This is a genomic window from Pseudarthrobacter oxydans (genome assembly GCF_013314975.1).
GTDB classification, from domain to species: domain Bacteria; phylum Actinomycetota; class Actinomycetes; order Actinomycetales; family Micrococcaceae; genus Arthrobacter; species Arthrobacter oxydans.
On sequence record NZ_JABTYH010000004.1, the window covers coordinates 115,781 to 129,906 of the forward strand.

The 14,126-nt window shown below is 66.2% G+C and carries 12 protein-coding genes; 7 read left to right on the plus strand and 5 right to left on the minus strand.

Annotated elements, in window-relative coordinates; genetic code table 11:
• The first annotated feature begins 6 nt into the window (after nucleotides 1-6).
• The 4 genes from HTS88_RS04380 (at nucleotide 7) to HTS88_RS04395 (ending at nucleotide 3,727) form a co-directional block, all read left to right on the plus strand.
• A complete protein-coding gene (locus HTS88_RS04380; protein WP_174175872.1) occupies nucleotides 7-192 on the plus strand; it encodes a hypothetical protein in 186 nt (61 codons plus the stop codon).
• Between the two features lie 37 nt (nucleotides 193-229).
• Nucleotides 230-1,504 carry an AGE family epimerase/isomerase gene (locus HTS88_RS04385; protein ID WP_174175874.1) on the plus strand — a complete coding sequence of 425 codons (1,275 nt, stop codon included), beginning with the start codon at nucleotides 230-232 and terminating at the stop codon, nucleotides 1,502-1,504.
• Between the two features lie 152 nt (nucleotides 1,505-1,656).
• Nucleotides 1,657-2,910: an MFS transporter gene (locus HTS88_RS04390; RefSeq protein WP_174175876.1), complete on the plus strand. Its 1,254-nt coding sequence runs from the start codon at nucleotides 1,657-1,659 to the stop codon at nucleotides 2,908-2,910.
• 64 nt (nucleotides 2,911-2,974) lie between these two features.
• Nucleotides 2,975-3,727 carry an ArsR/SmtB family transcription factor gene (locus tag HTS88_RS04395; protein WP_174175878.1) on the plus strand — a complete coding sequence of 251 codons (753 nt, stop codon included), beginning with the start codon at nucleotides 2,975-2,977 and terminating at the stop codon, nucleotides 3,725-3,727.
• A 17-nt stretch (nucleotides 3,728-3,744) separates the two neighbouring features.
• Here the strand turns inward: HTS88_RS04395 and HTS88_RS04400 are convergent, their stop codons facing one another.
• From HTS88_RS04400 to fdhA, 4 genes are all read right to left on the minus strand, one after another.
• A complete protein-coding gene (locus HTS88_RS04400; RefSeq protein WP_343044879.1) occupies nucleotides 3,745-5,106 on the minus strand; it encodes an MFS transporter in 1,362 nt (453 codons plus the stop codon).
• 48 nt (nucleotides 5,107-5,154) lie between these two features.
• Nucleotides 5,155-6,072: a serine hydrolase gene (locus tag HTS88_RS04405; RefSeq protein ID WP_174175882.1), complete on the minus strand. Its 918-nt coding sequence runs from the start codon at nucleotides 6,070-6,072 to the stop codon at nucleotides 5,155-5,157.
• A 51-nt stretch (nucleotides 6,073-6,123) separates the two neighbouring features.
• Nucleotides 6,124-6,474: a GNAT family N-acetyltransferase gene (locus HTS88_RS04410; RefSeq protein WP_174175884.1), complete on the minus strand. Its 351-nt coding sequence runs from the start codon at nucleotides 6,472-6,474 to the stop codon at nucleotides 6,124-6,126.
• 130 nt (nucleotides 6,475-6,604) lie between these two features.
• A complete protein-coding gene (gene fdhA / locus HTS88_RS04415) occupies nucleotides 6,605-7,822 on the minus strand; it encodes a formaldehyde dehydrogenase, glutathione-independent (protein WP_174175886.1) in 1,218 nt (405 codons plus the stop codon).
• A 326-nt stretch (nucleotides 7,823-8,148) separates the two neighbouring features.
• Here fdhA and HTS88_RS04420 point away from each other — a divergent pair, with 326 nt between their 5' ends.
• Nucleotides 8,149-8,478 carry a DUF6457 domain-containing protein gene (locus HTS88_RS04420; protein WP_174175888.1) on the plus strand — a complete coding sequence of 110 codons (330 nt, stop codon included), beginning with the start codon at nucleotides 8,149-8,151 and terminating at the stop codon, nucleotides 8,476-8,478.
• Between the two features lie 75 nt (nucleotides 8,479-8,553).
• On the opposite strand, the gene HTS88_RS04425 is transcribed toward HTS88_RS04420, so the two are convergent.
• A complete protein-coding gene (locus HTS88_RS04425) occupies nucleotides 8,554-10,872 on the minus strand; it encodes an FdhF/YdeP family oxidoreductase (protein ID WP_174175890.1) in 2,319 nt (772 codons plus the stop codon).
• A gap of 222 nt (nucleotides 10,873-11,094) precedes the next feature.
• Here HTS88_RS04425 and HTS88_RS04430 point away from each other — a divergent pair, with 222 nt between their 5' ends.
• Entirely contained in the window at nucleotides 11,095-12,768 is a 1,674-nt protein-coding gene (locus HTS88_RS04430; RefSeq protein ID WP_174176036.1) for a RecQ family ATP-dependent DNA helicase, read from the plus strand.
• 41 nt (nucleotides 12,769-12,809) lie between these two features.
• Nucleotides 12,810-14,009: a TerC family protein gene (locus HTS88_RS04435; protein WP_174175892.1), complete on the plus strand. Its 1,200-nt coding sequence runs from the start codon at nucleotides 12,810-12,812 to the stop codon at nucleotides 14,007-14,009.
• The last annotated feature ends 117 nt before the right edge of the window (nucleotides 14,010-14,126 follow it).

The window sequence follows — 14,126 nt, forward strand, 5'->3', positions numbered from 1 at the left end:
GCGGCCATGCCTGCCATCTCCCCGCACAAAAGCCCCTTGCGCGTGTCCACCAGCAACGGCGAGACCATCTCGCTGACGGTTGGCACCGGCGCTCCGGTGAACATCCAGCTTGACGTTGGAAACGACTGCACCTGCGGCGGCGCTGCCCGGCGCGCCGGCGCATACACAGATACCGACTTTGGCACGCGCTAGTTTCGGACGTGCACCCGCATCAGAAAGAGGACATGACATGACGTGGCTGAACAGTGCCGCCCACGCACGATGGCTCGAGGCAGAAACCGACCGGCTGGTCAATTTCGCCGCAGGGTCAAAGGTGCCCACGGGTTTCGGCTGGCTCGACAACAACGGCAAGGTATTTGCCGACAAGCCGACCCATCTCTGGATCACCGCCCGGATGGTCCACAGTTTCGCTGTCGCCGCGCTTATGGGACGGCCGGGCGCGGGGACGCTCGTGGACCACGGCATCGCGGCGCTCAACGGGGCCTTCCACGATGATGAGTTCGGCGGCTGGTACGCCGAGATTGACGCGAACGGGCCGGTGAACGACACCAAATCCGGCTACCAGCACTCCTTCGTGCTCCTCGCCGCCGCCAGCGCCGTTGCGGCGGACCGCCCCGGTGCACGGGAACTGCTCGACGAGGCCCTGCGGATAGCCGACACAAAGTTCTGGGACCATGAAGCCAACATGTGCTTCGACTCCTGGAACCGGGAGTTCACGGAAACCGAGGCCTACCGCGGCGGCAACGCGAGCATGCACTCGGTGGAGGCCTACCTGATCGTCGCTGACGTGACCGGCGAGGACCGCTGGCTCGAACGGGCCCTGCACATTGCCGAGGTGCTCATCCACAAATTTGCGCGCAACAACAACTACCGGGTGTTCGAGCATTTCGACCCCGAGTGGACGCCTATGCCGGAATACAACACCGATGACCGTGCCAGCCAGTTCCGGGCCTATGGCGGGACGCCCGGCCACTGGGTTGAGTGGGCACGGCTGCTGCTGCACCTCCGTGCCGGTCTCGAGGCCCGCGGCCTGGACGTCCCGGACTGGCTGCTCGACGACGCGCGCGGCCTGTTCGACGCCGCCATCCGCGACGCCTGGCAGCCGGACGGCAATCCCGGATTCGTGTACACGGTCGACTGGGAGGGCAAGCCGGTGGTCACCACCCGCATACGCTGGGTTCCCGCGGAGGCGATCGGCGGGGCGGCAGCACTCTACATTGCCACCGGCGAGAAGAAGTATGCGGACTGGTACGAGCGGATCTGGGACCACGCCCGCGACTGGTTCATCGACTACGAGCACGGATCCTGGAAGCAGGAGCTCGATGAGCACGGCAATGTCACCTCCACCGTGTGGTCGGGCAAGGCGGACATCTACCACCTCTGGCACTGCCTGGTAGTGCCGCGCCTTCCATTGGCGCCGGGTCTTGCTCCCGCCGTCGCGGCCGGACTGCTGGACTCACGGCTGACCGCCGCCGCGCAGGTCAGGGAACCGGCCGCCCGCTGATTCCCACGGTGCGTTCCCGACGCGCCGTAGACGGCACGGGGACGCGCCGGGAACGGCACGGAGCAGGGGGCGGGATCCTGTAAATTTAAGGGAGGAATTGTCCGGCCAGCGAGCCGCGTTCCACCCCTCCCCCTTGAATGGATCCCTCCCCCATGTCTTCCGCGATTTCCGCGCCGGCACCTGCCCGTTTTCCGTACGCCGCGATGGTGGTCCTGGCCACCATCGCCTTCACCGCCATCACCACCGAGCTCCTCCCGTCCGGGCTCCTGCCGCAGATCAGCGCCGGCCTGGACGTGTCCGAGCCGGTGGCCGGCTACCTGGCTGCCGCCTATGCCGCGGTCATTGTGGTCACGGTGGTGCCGGCGGCCCGGCTGCTGGGGAAGATTCCGCGGCACGCGCTGCTGGTGGGGCTGGTCCTGACATTCGCCGCCAGCAACGCGATGGTGGGACTGGCGCCTGACTTCACGTCCGCGATGATTGCCCGTTTGGTGGGCGGCCTGGCCCATGGCCTGCTCTGGACCACCATGGCCCCGTTCGTCACCAGGGTGGTCCCGGCGGACAAGGTGGGCAAGGCCCTGGCCATCGTCTTCAGCGGCAACAGCCTGGGCCTGGCCATCGGTGCTCCCGTGGGCACCGCGCTGGGCGGGTTCCTGGGCTGGCGGGCCGCGTTCATGGTGCTTGCCGGGTTCGGCCTGGTCCTCACCGTGCTGGCGTTCTTTCTCCTGCCGCGCGTCCAGCGGATTTCCGACGCCCTCCGCCCCTCGCTCCGCAAGGCCATCGCCCAGCCCGGGGTGAAGCCGGTGGCCATTGCCTGGCCGCTGCTGGTCCTGGCGCACTTCGCGCTGTTCACCTACATCGCCCCGTTCATCCGCGACGCCGGCTTCCCCGACTACGCCACCAGCCTCTCGCTCACGGTGCTGGGCGGCTCCGGGCTGCTGGGCATCTGGATCGCGGGCCTCACCGTGGACTCCCGGCCACGACGATCCCTGCTGGTGACGACGGCGGCAATCGCCCTGTCCATGTTCTTCCTGCCCCTCGCGGTGGGCAACTTCGCCGTGGCGTTGGTGCTCATGACCGTCTGGGGTGCAGGGCTTGGTGCGATCGGCATCTACAACCAGTCCGCCATCCTTCGGGCGGGCGGCGAGTACCAGGAGGCCGCGAACGGCCTCACCGTGCTGACCATCCAGCTCGGCATCACCGTGGGCGCGCTGTATGGCTCCGCGGCGCTGGTGGTGGGTGGTCCGCTGCTGGTTCCCGTGGCGGCGGCGCTGCCGGTCGTGGCAGCCTGGATCATCACCATGGCCAACAAGAAGCACGCCTACCCGCAGGGCCCGCGGGAGCGGGTGTGGCTGGAGCCGCGGCCCATCGCCACACCGGCACCGGAGAAGGTGGGCGGGCGCTCCTAGGCTCCTCCCACAAACCAGAGAAATCCCTTGATAGGTGACCATATGGTCACCTATCATTTTCTTTATGGACGCAGTGTTCAAGGCACTCTCCGACCCCACACGCAGGGACCTCCTCGATGAACTGTTCCGCGAGGACGGACAGTCCCTGAGCGCGCTCGAGGCACGCTTCGACATGACCCGCTTCGGCATTGCCAAGCACCTCAAGCTCCTGGAAGATGCGGGCCTGGTGGTGACCCGCCGTCGGGGGCGTGAAAAGCTGCATTTCCTGAATCCCGCGCCCATCAGGCTTATCCACGACCGCTGGGTGAGCAAATATTCAGAACCATGGGCCGCTGGCCTCAGCGACCTCAAATCCAGATTGGAAAGTCCCATGGAAAAGATCTTCGAAATCTACATCAAGACCACGCCGGAACGGCTCTGGGAAGCCATCACGGACAGTGACATCCGCAGCAAGTACCAGTTCGGGAACACCATAGAAACGGACTGGACGCCGGGCAGCAGCTTCACCATGAACAACGTCAAGGCGGGTGCTCCGCTGGGCGAGGGCGAGAACCTGGAGGTGGACCCGCCCCGGCGGCTGGTCCAGACCATGCGGGCCCTCTGGGGCGAGGACGTCAAGGCCGAGGGGACCTCGAAGGTCACGTGGGAGATCGAGCCGGTGGGCGATTCCTGCCGCCTGACCGTCACCCACAGCGACCTCCGCGAAGGCGCCAACGAACAGCTCTACGGCGGCTGGCCGATGATCCTCTCCGGGCTGAAGACCTGGCTGGAGACCGGTGAGACGCTGACGACCCCGGGCTCGCTGATGTACACCTAGGCGCGCCTCCAGCGGTCCTACTCCGTCCGCTGCCTCCACAGCAGGCTCACGGCGAACGTCACCACGCACAGGACCAGCATTGCCAGGACCATCCGGGCCCAGCTTTCCTGGTCCACGCCGCCGCCCGCGAACACGCCGATCATCACCGTGGCCGTGATCGCGCCGACGTACCGGCACGTCTGGTAGATGCCCGCCGCGACGCCCCGTTCCTGGGGCCGGATGGACACGAACATGCCCTGGTTGGTGGCGATGCCCACGGTCCCGTACGGAATACCCATCAGTGCTGTCAGCACCACCACGAGCGGGATCGCCAGGGTGCCGGTGAGCAGCCACATCAGGGCGGCGGCCACGGTCAGGAGCACGACGCCGGCAACCAGCACCCGCCGCACGCCGAACCTTCCCATCGCTTTCACCGCCCAGGGGGTGGCCAGGACGGACATGCCCGCCAGGGGCAGCATCAGCAGGCCCACCGCGCCGGGCCCGTAGCCGCCGGCCTCCTGCAGGAGCTGGGGAAGGCCGAAGAAGACGAAGTAATAGACGCTGCTGAAAACCGCGAAGCCGAGATAGATGAGCATGAGGGACCTGTTGCGGCCCAGGAGCCTCAGGTCCAGGAACGGGCGGGCAAAGCGGAGCTCCCGCCAGGCGAACAGTGCCGCCACTGCCGTTCCCGCGCCCAGCATCCACCAGCGGTAGCCCGCCACGACATTTAGGGCGGCCATCATCACCAGCAGCAGCGCGGTGACAAAGCCCAGGATGCCGGGAATGTCCGAGTCCCGCAGCAACTCGGCCACGCTGCCGCGTTCCCGGGCTTTGTCCGCCGGCGCCGCCCGCCGCACGATCAGCAGCGCTGCGAGCGCAAGCGGGACGTTGACCAGGAACAACGCCTCCCAGCCCACGAAGCCCACCAGCAGCCCTCCGATCACAGGCCCCACCGCTGCCGCCGATGTGTTGGCCATCTGCAGGGTGCCCAGCGGACGTGCCGGTTCCACGTTGGCCCGGTGCGCAATGGCGCCCACCATCACCACGGCGCTGGGATAGGCGGTGGCCGTGCCCAGCGCCATCACGGCCCGGGCCACGCAGAGCAGCGCAAAGTTCGGGGCGAACGGCGCCATCGCGCAGGTCAGCGCCACCAGCGCCATGCCCAGCATGAACATCCGCCTCGGCCCAAACCTGTCCGCAAGCCTGCCCATCACCGGCTGGCCCGCCGCTGAGGCAAGGTAAAACGAGGTGACCACCCAGGTGACCGCGGCGACGTCGAGCCCAAAATCAGCGCGGAGCACCACCAGGGCGACGGCGATCATGGAGGAGTTGAGGGGGTTCAGTGCCGTGCCCAGGCTGAGGCCGGCGACGGCCAGTGCAGTCCGGGTTTTGTTGCTCACGGAAACAGTCTGCTGCATACCGCCGGGCCGGCGCGACTTTGAGGAAACCTACCGTGCCAGGGCGCCTGGCTGGACGGGCGGGAACAGGCTTTCTTCAACAATGCCGGTGAGCCTGCGGATCACCTCGGACTGGCCAGGCAATTCCATACCCTCGGGATTCTCGGTGTAGATCACCAGCACAAAGGCCGAGCCGCGGTAGCTCAGCACGGCGGCGTCGTGAAGGGCGCCGCCCAACTCCCCATACTTGTGGAACACGTCAACGCCGGCCTGTGACCCTGCCGGGATCAGGTCCTCGTTGTTGGTCTCCTGCATGTAGCCGAGCAACTGGGCCGTGTGGTCCTCATCCAGGAGGTCCCCGGCGTACAGCTTCTTCAGGACCAGGGCCATATCCGCGGGCGCCAGGCGGTTCTCCTCCGGGTCATAGGTGACGCCGATTGAGGCTGCGTAGCCTGTCAGCTCCGGGTATCCCACGGCGTCCATCAGCAAAAGCCAGGAATCGTTGTTGCTTTGGTTCACCATGGCTTCAAGCTGGAACGCCGCGTCGTAGTCCCCCAGCGGCCCGTTTAGGTCAGCTTTTCCGGTTTCAACCAGATGGTAGTAGGCCGCGGCCGTGATGATCTTCGCCGTGCTGGCGGCCGCGAATTCGTCCATGTCACCGAAGGCCAGCGCCGCGTCACCCGATACGTCAGCCAGAGCCAGCCCGATCCTGTAGCCGGTGTCCTCCGCCAGGACGGCGTCGATGCGGTCCTGGAGTGACGCCGGGGCAACAGCCACCGGGGTCTCCTGGATGGCTGCTGGGACCGGGACTGCCGTGCCGGAGAAGGGCACGGAACGGACTGCGGCCACACCAACGATTGCCGCAATGACCTGTGCCACGGCGGAGAACAGCGCCACCAGCCTCTTCCGCACCCGGCGGGGCTGGCGGAAATGGCGCCCGGCCGGGCGCAGCCGCGGGTCCGCCGCCATGTGAGCTCCTGCCACCTCGACGATCACACAATCGGACGGATGCCCTGCACGTCAGCGGGTGCGGCTCGCCAGGGCCCCATCGAGGAACTCCAGGTGCGCGGGCTTCACGGTCACAGCATCGCCGGCGTATTCGGGATGCTTGGCGAGGAATTTCTTAATGAAGGGGCAGACAGGAACAATGCCCACGCCCGCCCTGACCGTCTCGTCCAGGGCAACGGTGGCGAGCTGGCCCGCCAGGCCCTGCCCGCCGTATTCCTCATTGATCACCGTGTGGTAGAAAATCCGCTCCGGCGAGGCGCCGCCGTCGTACTCCTTGTACGCCGCCTTGCCAATCACATTGCCGGCGTCGAGGATCTCGAAGCGGTCGCGGTCGGGGTTATGGCGGACGGTGATGTCACTCAAGGGGATCTCCTTCGATGCGGTGTGTCCTTCAGCCTAACCTCAGCCGAAGGGCATCTATTTCCGCACCCGTCCCTTACCGGACATCACCGTCCCGCCGCCCCGCCTGCGGCGCCGCCTGGCCCGTTCCGGCCTAGCTCAGGTAGCCGTTCGGGTTGAGGACGTACTTGGTGGCAGCACCCGCGTCGAACTCCGCGTAGCCCTGGGGCGCCTCTTCAAGCGTGATGGCCTTGGCGTTCACGTTCTTGGCGATGTGCACCTTGTCGTTCAGGATGGCCATCATCAGCTGCCGGTTGTACTTCATCACGGGGCACTGGCCCGTGGTGAAGCTCAGCGACTTCGCCCAACCGGTACCCAGGCTCAGGCTCAGGGCACCCTTCTTGGCTGCCTCGTCGACGCCGCCCGGATCGCCCGTCACATACAGCCCCGGGATGCCCAGCGCACCGCCGGCAGCGGTGATGTCCATCAGCGAGTTCAACACCGTGGCCGGAGCCTCCTCGGCGTCCTTGCCGTGTCCGTGGCCGCGCGCCTCGAAGCCCACCGCATCCACGCCGCAGTCCACTTCCGGCACACCCAGGATCTGCTCGATCTGCTCCGCCGGTCCCCCCTTGGTGAGGTCCACCGTTTCGCAGCCGAAGCTGCGCGCCCGCGCCAGCCTGTCCTCGTTCAGGTCGCCCACAATCACGACGGCGGCGCCCAGCAGGTGAGCGCTGGTAGCCGCTGCCAGGCCTACGGGACCGGCCCCCGCAATGTACACCGTGGACCCAACCCCCACGCCGGCAGTCACGGCACCGTGGAATCCCGTGGGGAAGATGTCCGAGAGCATGGCCAAGTCAAGGATTTTCTCCATGGCCCGGTCCTTGTCCGGGAACTTCAGCAGGTTCCAGTCGGCGTACGGCACCAGCACGTAATTGGCCTGGCCGCCCACCCAGCCGCCCATGTCCACGTATCCGTAGGCGCTGCCCGGACGGTCCGGGTTCACGTTCAGGCAGATGCCCGTCTTGCGCTCCTTGCAGTTCCGGCAGCGGCCGCAGGCAATGTTGAACGGGACTGAACAAAGGTCCCCCACCTTGATGAATTCAACGTCGCGGCCAACTTCCACCACTTCGCCGGTGATCTCGTGCCCCAGCACCAGGTCCGGCGGTGCGGTGGTGCGGCCGCGCACCATGTGCTGGTCCGAGCCACAGATGTTGGTGGCCACAGTCTTCAGGATCACGCCATGGTTGACGGCGCGTCCGACGTTTGCCGGGTTGACCCCCGGCCCGTCCTTCAGTTCGAACGTGGGGTAGTCGATGTCGATCAGTTCGACTTTCCCGGGGCCCTTGTAGGCAACGGCTTTGTTCCCTGTCATCTTTTTCTCCTGTTATCCCACGGTTCACCCGGTAGGGCGGCCGTGATTCATGAGTGGTGATGCACACCCCGCCGGACCGGCACCGTCCAGCATCTGCTGATGGCTGGGGAATCAGTTGCCGGAGAGCATCCTCGAGTGGGGTGCGCCCAGTCTAAGCACGGACAGCCGCCATAGCTAGAGGTAGTAAGCCCGGCTGACTACCCGTTTATGAATTGGGGGTTACGCGGGCATCCGCCGGAACCGATGACTTCCGCTGCGAAGCCTTGTAGTCTCGGCACGGAGGACGATCCAATGTCCCGACACTGACGGAAAACCAAGGAGCGGACATGCCAGCCAACGAGGACGAAATGCAGATCCTGGACCAATGGAGCAACCGGCTGGCCCAGGCGCTGCAGATCCTGGACCTGAAGGTGGACCACGATCTGCTCCTGGACCTGGCCCGCAAGTCTGCCGACTCCGTGACCCATGCCGCGGCCCCGATCACCACCTTCATGGTGGGCTACGCCGCCGGCCTGGAAGCCGGAACGGGCAGCGCCGGCACCAAGGACGCATCAACGGCCTCCGTGGCGAAAGCGGCAGACGTGGCCTTCCAGCTGTGCGAGGACGGGCACGACGGCGGCCCGGCCAGCAAGGGCTGGGCGGACACAGCCCAATAGCGGCCCTGGCCCGCAAACGCTGTGATGGCCCGCGCCGCTTATGCGGGCGCGGGCCGCTCGTGTTAGCCAGGCACCCTAGGCCGTGGCGGGCGAAGGTTCAGTAACAGGCTCCAGCTTTACGATCACGGCTTTGGAGACCGGCGTCTGGCTGCCTTCCGCCACACTCTCCAGCGGCACCAGGACATTCGCTTCCGGATAGTAGGCGGCCGCGCATCCCCGCGCTGACGGATAGGACACCAGGCGGTAGTTCCGCAGGACCCGCTCCACGTTGTCCGGATACACCCCGCGCACGTCCACGTGCTGCCCGTCTTCAAGCCCCAGCTCGGCCAGGTCCTCCGGATTCACGAACACCACCTCGCGGCCCTTCTTGATCCCCCGGTACCGGTCATTGTGGCCGTAGATGGTGGTGTTGAACTGGTCGTGCGAGCGCATGCTCTGCAGTATCAGGGTGCCGGCCGGACGCTCCACATGTTCCAGTTCGTTGACGGTGAGCATGGCCTTGCCGGTGGGGGTGTTGAACGTGCGGGAATCGCGGGGGCCGTTGGGCAGGACAAAGCCGCCTTCCTGCCGGATCTTCCGGTTGTAGTCCTCGCAGCCCACCACCACGTGGGAGATATGCTCGCGGATCAGGTCGTAGTCCTTCTGGAACCCGGCCCAGTCTGCGGAAATCCTGTCTCCCAGCACACGCTGCGCCAGCTGGCAGACGATCGCCACCTCGGAGAGCAGGTGCGGGGCCACCGGTGCAACGGTGCCGTGGGAGGCGTGCACGGCACAGACCGTGTCCTCCACCGAGACGAACTGCGGGCCGGATTCCTGCAGGTCGATCTCGGTGCGGCCCAGCGTGGGCAGGATCAATGCCTCGGCGCCGGTCACGGCGTGGGAGCGGTTGAGTTTGGTTGAGATCTGGACGGAGAGGTCCGTGCCGGCCATTGCCGATTCGGCAGCCCGGGTGTCCGACATGGCGCCCACGAAGTTGCCGCCCATCGCGATGAAAACCTTGATCCCGCCGTCGCGCATCTGCCTGATGGTTTCCACCGCGTCCGCGCCGTGCTCCCGCGGCGGTTCGAAGCTGAACTCCTTGCCCAGGGCGTCCAGGAACGCCGGCGGCATCTGCTCCCAGATGCCCATGGTGCGGTCCCCCTGGACATTGCTGTGCCCGCGGATGGGTGAGGCGCCCGCGCCCGGCTTGCCGATATTGCCGCGCAGCAGCAGCAGGTTGATGATCTCCTTGATGGTGGCCACACCCTTTTTGTGCTGGGTGATGCCCATGGCCCACGTGATGATGACCTTCTCCGCGCGGAGGTAGCGGTCGGCCAGTTCGTCGATTTCCTCGGCCCGCAGGCCGGTGGCTTCCAGGACGGCTGCCTCGTCCAGTTCGGCAAGGTGCGCCCGGAGCTCCTCAAGTCCCTGGCAGTGTTCCTCGAGGAACTGGTGGTCCAGCACGGTTCCCGGGTTGGCCGCCTCGGCGTCGAGGACCCGCCGGGACACCGCCTGCAGCAGCGCCATGTCCCCGCCAATCCGGACCTGGAGGAACTGGTCGGCCAGATCGGTGCCGCGGCCGATGATGCCCTTGACCTTCTGCGGGTTCTTGTAGCGCATCAGCCCCGCCTCGGGCAGCGGGTTGACCGCCACGATGCTTGCACCGGCTTCCTTCGCCTCTTCCAGGGCCGTGAGCATCCGCGGATGGTTGGTGCCCGGGTTCTGGCCCATGATGATGATCAGGTCCGCCTTGGCGAAGTCGTCATAGGAAACCGTGGCCTTGCCCACGCCGATGGTCTGGCCCATGCCCCAGCCGGAGGACTCGTGGCACATGTTGGAGCAGTCCGGCAGGTTGTTGGTGCCGTACCCGCGGATGAACAGCTGGTAGAGGAAGGCGGCCTCGTTCGACGTGCGGCCGCTGGTGTAGAAGGCCGCCTGGTCCGGGCTGGGCAGGGAGTTCAGCTTGTCCGCGATGATCCCGAACGCCTCGTCCCAGCTGACGGGCCGGTAGCGGTCCTCCCCTGCTGGTTTGTACACCGGCTCGGTCAGGCGTCCCTGCATGCCCAACCAGTACTCGGACCGCTGCAGCAGTTCGCTGACGGGGTGCTCCTGCCAGAAGTCGGAGCCAATCACCACCGGGGTGGCCTCCCACGTCACGGCCTTGGCGCCGTTTTCGCAGAATTCGAACGTCTTGCGGTGGCCCGGGTCCGGCCACGCGCAGCTCATGCAGTCGAACCCGTCCTTCTGGTTCAGCGCCAGCAGGGTCTTCCTGGACCGTTCCAGGCCCATGTGCTTCAGAGCCGGCTGCATGGAATGGTAGACGCCCGGCACTCCCGCTGCCCATGTCTTCGGGTGGCCGCTGACTTCGATGTCGGATTCGTCGGCCTCTTCAACTTCGGGATTCTTGCGCGTCACGGCTGGTTCTCCTTGCGTTCTGCAGGCGCGGCCGTCTTCCGATGTTTCGGCGGGCCGGTTCCTTCCCCACACTTGTTCAGGGTGGCGGGGAAGTCAAGGAGGGCAGCTCCCCGCCGCGCAGGCAGCATGGGCAACGGACGACGGCGGCACGCAGCTGGCGTTAGGCTGGTTACCTTGGCTGAAGCAAGCGGCCGCAGGAACCACTCTGCGCGGAGCGCCACCATGTCCGACGATCTCGTCCTTGCCGCCCTCGCGGCCTCCTCCTTCTCCCTGCCCCACCTGCGGGACGGCCAGCTGGCCGGCATGGCAGCCCTCGCCGCGGGCCGTGACGTCCTGGCCGTCATGCCCACCGGCTATGGCAAATCCGCGATCTACCAGGTCGCGGCGCAGCACCTGCACAACACCACGGGACGTCCCGCCGTCGTGGTTTCCCCGCTCATTGCCCTGCAGGAGGACCAGCTTGAGGGGCTGGACGGGGACCTGGGTCCGGGTGCGGCAGTGGCCGTCAACTCCTCCCGCAGCGATTCCGAGGTGGAGGCGGCCTGGCAGGCGGTGGAAAGCGGCACAGCCACGTTCCTGTTCCTGGCCCCGGAGCAGCTGGCCAAGCACAAGACCGTTGACCGCATCGCAGCGCTGGGCATTTCCCTGTTTGTGGTGGACGAGGCCCACTGCGTCTCCTCCTGGGGCCACGATTTCCGCCCCGACTACCTCGGCCTGGGCCACATCCGCGAACAGCTCGGCAATCCTCCCGTGGCCGCCCTTACCGCCACCGCATCTCCCCCGGTCAGGGACGAAATCGTGGAGCGGCTGCGCATGAAGGACCCGCTGGTCCTGGTCCGCGGGTTCGACCGGCCCAACATCACGCTGGACGTCGTACGCCACCACGAGGACAAGGACAAACGCAAGGCCGTGCTGAAGCAGGTGGCCGCCCTGGCCCGTGACGGTCAGGGGCTCCTCTACGCCGCCACCCGCAAGGACACCGAAAAGTACGCCGCCAAGCTGTGCAAGGTGGGGCTGCGCGCGGAGGCCTACCACGCAGGCCGTTCGGCCGCGGATCGCGAACGCATCCACGAACAGTTCCTGGCGGACGGCCTCGACGTGGTGGTGGCCACCACCGCTTTCGGCATGGGCATCGATAAACCCAATGTGCGCTTCGTGGTCCATGCGGACATTCCGGAATCCTTGGACTCCTACTACCAGGAAATCGGCAGGGCCGGACGTGACGGGGAACCCGCGTCCGCTGTGCTCCAGTACCGGTCAGAGGACCTGGGCCTGCGGAAGTTCTTTGCCACCCACACCCCCGATCCCGACTCGCTGCTGGCTCTGCTGAAAGTTCTGAAGGCAGCGGACGGGCCCACGCCCAAGTCATCGCTGCCTGATTTCACGGGGCTTCCCGCCCGGCGCATCACCGGGCTGCTGAACCAGCTGGAGGAAACCGGCGCCGTTGCCCTGGGCAAGCGCGGCGTCCGGCTGGCCTCCACAGCCAGGCTGCCCGCCCTGGTGCGCGGCGCCGTCGAACTCGCCGAGGCCCGCCAGCGCGTTGACCAGTCCCGGCTCACCATGATGCGCGCCTATGCGGAGACGGACGGCTGCCGCCGCCAGTTCCTGCTGGGCTATTTCGGCGAGGACCTGGCGGAGGCCTGCGGCAACTGCGATGCCTGCGCTGACGCCGCCAGGCACCCCTCCCGTGACGGGGCGGACGACGGCGGCAGAGCCCCGGGTGGGCGGGCGGCGGAGCCGTTCCCGCTCCAGTCCGCCGTGGTCCACAAGGAGTGGGGGCCGGGCCTGGTGATGCGGCATGAGGACGACGTCATCACCGTCCTGTTCGAACACGAGGGCTACAAGACCCTCTCGCGCGCCGCCGTTGTGGAACACGGACTCCTGAAGCCGGCATAGGTGGGTAGGCTTTAAGGAGACTCCGACGAAAGGCCCGCAGCGTGGAAGTACCTGCTTATGTTTGGACCCTGACCATTGCCGGGATCGTGGGCCTGCTGGCCTTCGACTTCTTCTTCCATGTGCGCAAGGCCCACACGCCCTCGCTCAAGGAAGCTGCCCTCTGGTCCTCGATCTATGTGGGCATCGCTGTGCTCTTTGGACTGGGCGTGCTGCTGTTCGGGGGACCCACCATGGGCACCGAATACTTCGCCGGGTACATCACGGAGAAGGCACTGTCCGTGGACAATCTCTTCGTCTTCCTTATCATCATGGCCAGCTTCCGGGTGCCCCGCGCGGACCAGCAAAAAGTGCTGCTGTTCGGCATCGTCTTCTCCCTGATCGCGCGCACGGGCTTCATCCTCCTGGGCGCTGCACTGATCAACAGCTTCGCGTGGGTGTTCTACATCTTCGGCCTGATCCTGCTGATCACCGCCGGAAACCTGCTCAAGCCGGGCAGCCACGACGACGACTCCGAAGGCCTGGTGGTCCGGCTCGCCAAGAAGTTCCTGCCGGCGTCGGAACACTACGACGGCGACAAGCTGTTCACCGTTGAGAACGGCAAGCGCGTCCTGACCCCGATGCTCCTGGTAATGGTGGCAATCGGCGGCACGGACATCCTGTTTGCGCTGGACTCCATCCCGGCCATCTTCGGCCTGACCCAGAACGTCTTTATTGTCTTCACGGCCACGGCGTTCTCCCTGATGGGCCTGCGCCAGCTCTACTTCCTGATCGACGGACTGCTGGACCGGCTGATCTTCCTGTCCTACGGCCTCGCCGTCATCCTGGGTTTCATCGGCGTCAAACTCATCCTGCACGCCCTGCATGAGAACACCCTGCCGTTCATCAACGACGGCGAGCACGTCAGCGTGGTGGAAGTCAGCACGGGCGTTTCCCTGAGCGTCATCCTCGGCGTCCTGGTGATCACGGTGCTGGCGTCCATCTTCAGCCCCAAGGGCAAGGCCAAGAATGCCGTCTCCGGCGCCCGCCGGCACGCCGTCGAGTACCTGGACCTCAACTACGAGACGGACATGAACGAGCGGGACAAGATCTTCGCCGCGATGTGCCGCGAGGAGAACGAGATCCGGAAGCTGCCGGAGAAGTACAAGCGGCTCATCCGCAACGAGACCGAATTCCTGGACCTGCTGCGAAAAGCCCACGACGAACACGACAAAGCCCAGGTGCGGGCGGCCGCGGAGAACTGACCGTCCCACCCAACCAGGTAGCAGTAAGTGTCGTTGTGAGGGCTCGGAACGACACTTACTGCCACCCACTTTGAAGCTTGTCTGTTTGTCAGTGCCCCTTGCTACGTTTGGACCAGG

What these genes read in the sequence shown, in the direction of transcription:
- HTS88_RS04380 (WP_174175872.1), top strand. Translation starts at nt 7, where the DNA reads ATGCCTGCCATCTCCCCGCACAAAAGCCCCTTGCGCGTGTCCACCAGC.
- HTS88_RS04385 (WP_174175874.1), top strand. Translation starts at nt 230, where the DNA reads ATGACGTGGCTGAACAGTGCCGCCCACGCACGATGGCTCGAGGCAGAA.
- HTS88_RS04390 (WP_174175876.1), top strand. Translation starts at nt 1,657, where the DNA reads ATGTCTTCCGCGATTTCCGCGCCGGCACCTGCCCGTTTTCCGTACGCC.
- HTS88_RS04395 (WP_174175878.1), top strand. Translation starts at nt 2,975, where the DNA reads ATGGACGCAGTGTTCAAGGCACTCTCCGACCCCACACGCAGGGACCTC.
- HTS88_RS04405 (WP_174175882.1), bottom strand. Translation starts at nt 6,072, where the DNA reads ATGGCGGCGGACCCGCGGCTGCGCCCGGCCGGGCGCCATTTCCGCCAG.
- fdhA (WP_174175886.1), bottom strand. Translation starts at nt 7,822, where the DNA reads ATGACAGGGAACAAAGCCGTTGCCTACAAGGGCCCCGGGAAAGTCGAA.
- HTS88_RS04420 (WP_174175888.1), top strand. Translation starts at nt 8,149, where the DNA reads ATGCCAGCCAACGAGGACGAAATGCAGATCCTGGACCAATGGAGCAAC.
- HTS88_RS04430 (WP_174176036.1), top strand. Translation starts at nt 11,095, where the DNA reads ATGTCCGACGATCTCGTCCTTGCCGCCCTCGCGGCCTCCTCCTTCTCC.